We start from the raw sequence: 2,774 nt of genomic DNA on the forward strand, positions 1-2,774 counted from the left end.
CACTGGGTGCCGGGCCGCTGCTGGCCCGTGTCGAGCGGCTGGCCGCCCGGGGCGGCCTGGTCCTGGACCGGGCGGCGGCGGCCGGGCCCGCCGGGGAGCCCGCTGCCGCCGCCGGGTCCTTCCGCCTCACCCCGCGCGAGAAGGACGTCCTGGTGCTGGTGGCGGCCGGGCGCAGCAACCGGCAGATCGCCGAGGAACTGTTCATCTCCCCCAAGACCGCCAGCGTCCATGTCTCCAACATCATGGCCAAGCTGGAGGTCTCCAGCCGGGGGGAGGCGGCTGCCGTGGCCCACCGGCTGGGTCTGGTTCCCGCGCCCTGAGCCGCCCCGCCGGGGACGGCGTGGGAGGCTCAGGGCGTCTTCAGGTCGAAGGGGTCATGCTCGTTGATCAGCTTGTCCAGCCGGGCCTGGTCGACCCGGCTGGTCATCTCCTGGAGTTCCTGGCGGTCACGGACCACCTTGGCCAGGGTGAACGCGGAGGTGACGACGTACACCAGGCCGAGCGCGAGGAAGGCCCGCTCCCAGGTGCCGAGCGGCATCTGCGCGATGGCGTAGGCCACCGCCGACAGCGCGATGGCGAAGGACAGCACGGCCTGCACGTAGTACGCGGCGGTCATGGGTCTGCGGATCGGTGCCGGAGTCATGCCCCACACCATGGCGCCGCGCCGCCGCCGCGGCCATCGGTACTCCTACTCAGTTCCCTGCGCCCCGGCCTGAGTACAGGGTGAAGCGGCCGCCGTGGCCGCCCCCCGGGCCGCTGGCCGAGGGGCCGGCGCAGGCCCCGGCCACCATCGCCGGCCTGCCCGGCCGGCGACGCGGTGCACGACCACACCGCCCGCCTGACCGGGGCCCGGGAATCCCGGCCGGGACCGCCGGGCGGCAGCGGGCCGGCCCCGGGAGGGGTCTCCTCCCGGGGCCGGCCGTCTCACCCTGATCCCTCAGGTCCCGCGGACGCGGCCGGTGTCAGGCGGCGCGTCCGTAGTTGCCCCAGCCCTTGCCGGGGTGCCATCCCCACCAGCAGGGCTTCTTCTTGGTCTTGAAGGCGTCGTACATGGCGTGGTACGCGGGCTTCTTGGAGTAGTCCTCGTTGAACAGCAGGGGCGCGCCCTGGCCCTCGAACCATCCGGGCACCCAGGAGTCGTTGTCACGCAGGCCCCACACGGTGATGCCCGTGCAGCCGTCCACGTTGACGCAGGCCTGGGTGACCGCGCGGAACTGCTCGGCCTGGGCGGCGAGTTTCTCCTCGGTGGCCGGCATCTCCATGCGGATGTCCAGCTCGGTGATCACGACCTCCAGACCGAGATCCGCGAAGCGCTGGATGTTCGCCTCGTAGCTCTCGGCGTCGTACAGGTCGAGGATCATGTGCGACTGGATGCCCACGCCGTGGATCGGGACGCCGTCCGCCAGCAGGTCCTTCACCAGCTCGTACATGGCATCGCTCTTGGGGCCGATGCCGTCGGTGTTGTAGTCGTTGATGAAGAGCTTGGCCTTCGGGTCGGCGGCGTGCGCGGCCCGGAAGGCGTCGGCGATGTAGTCCTCGCCGAGGGTCTGGTAGAACTTGGTCTCGCGGAAGGTGCCGTCCTCGTTGAAGACCTCGTTGAGCACGTCCCAGCGCTGGACCTTGCCCTTGTAGTGGCTCACCACCTCCGTGATGTGGTTCTCGGTGATGTCGCTGAGCTCCTCGGCGGTGAAGTCACCGTCCTGGACCCAGGCGGGAAGCTGGCTGTGCCAGACCAGCACGTGACCGTAGACGAGCTGGTGGTTCTTCCTGGCGAAGTCCACCAGCCGGTCGCCGGGCTCGAAGTTGAACTCGCCGGGCGCGGGCTCGATGGTCTCCCACTTCATGACGTTCTCGGGCGTGACGCTGCTGAACTCCTTGCGGACGGTGCCCGCGTACTGCTCGTCGCTCAGCTTGTCGTCGGCCACGGCGACCCCGACGAAGCGGTGGTCCTGCTTCCACGCGACGGACCGGAGAGTCTTCTTGGGCGCGGCCTGAGCCGTACCGGCGCCGGTGCTCACGACCAGGGCGCCGGTGGCCAGCGCCCCGATCAGGACTCCCGCGGTGGCCCTGCGCACTCTTGAGGACATCGATGTCCCTTCTCTCGTTGCCCCCTGCGAATGACCCGGCTTGTTCTAGGCCCCTTGCGACACCGCGTCAATCCTTCCGGAACGACACCGAAAAACTTTCTGCCCCGCAACCCCTGCAATCCCGCCACTTACGCCTCTCCGGGGCCATGTGGCCACAACAGGTAAGCGAATCCCGTCGAAGCCCCCCTTGATGCCCGTCCACCTCCCGCGTAACTTCCGGCTGTACTCCGAAATTTTCCGTCGCCGGGGGCGGAAGACGGCGGTGATCCGCGCCCCGCCGCTGTCCGGCGAGACCTCGGACGCCGGGCATCGCGCCATGTGCTGGTTCCGCACGGGTGCCCCGGCCCGGCCGGCCCGCGCGGCCGGCGTCTGAGGGGGGCGTCTGAGGAGGGCGACTGAGGAGGGCGACTGAGGAGGGGGCCACGGGCAGGTAAGGAGGGCGGCGGCCGGAAAGACAGGGGAGGTGCCCGATGCCCGGCCGGGGCCTCAGCCGGGAGCGTGGAGGACGCACCGGGGGAGAGCCCGGGACGACAACCGCCGGGAGGCACCCCATGCACACCGACCCCTACGCCGTGCGCAGCCGGATCGAGGACCTGCACCGCGAGGCCGCCCGCGAGCGCCTGATCGCCGAGGCCCGGCGGAGCCGCCGCTCGGCCCGCCGCCGGCGCCGCGCCGAGGAGGCCGGGG

The 2,774-nt window shown here is 71.1% G+C and carries 3 protein-coding genes; 1 reads left to right on the forward strand and 2 read right to left on the reverse strand.

Going from position 1 to position 2,774, the window contains the following annotated elements:
• On the forward strand, positions 1-320 hold a 320-nt coding region (locus GQS09_RS27825; RefSeq protein WP_165990288.1), incomplete at its 5' end, for a response regulator transcription factor.
• A gap of 29 nt (positions 321-349) precedes the next feature.
• Here GQS09_RS27825 and GQS09_RS27830 read toward each other — a convergent pair.
• On the reverse strand, positions 350-643 hold the full coding sequence (locus tag GQS09_RS27830) for a YiaA/YiaB family inner membrane protein (RefSeq protein WP_243761882.1): 294 nt from the start codon (positions 641-643) through the stop codon (positions 350-352).
• 319 nt (positions 644-962) lie between these two features.
• The gene (locus GQS09_RS27835; protein WP_165990290.1) at positions 963-2,087 is read right to left on the reverse strand and encodes an endo-1,4-beta-xylanase; all 1,125 of its coding nucleotides are present in this window, start codon (positions 2,085-2,087) and stop codon (positions 963-965) included.
• Positions 2,088-2,774: the final 687 nt, after the last annotated feature.

Origin of the sequence: Streptomyces sp. YIM 98790 (assembly GCF_011421595.1) — a bacterium.
In the GTDB taxonomy this organism is placed as follows: domain Bacteria; phylum Actinomycetota; class Actinomycetes; order Streptomycetales; family Streptomycetaceae; genus Streptomyces.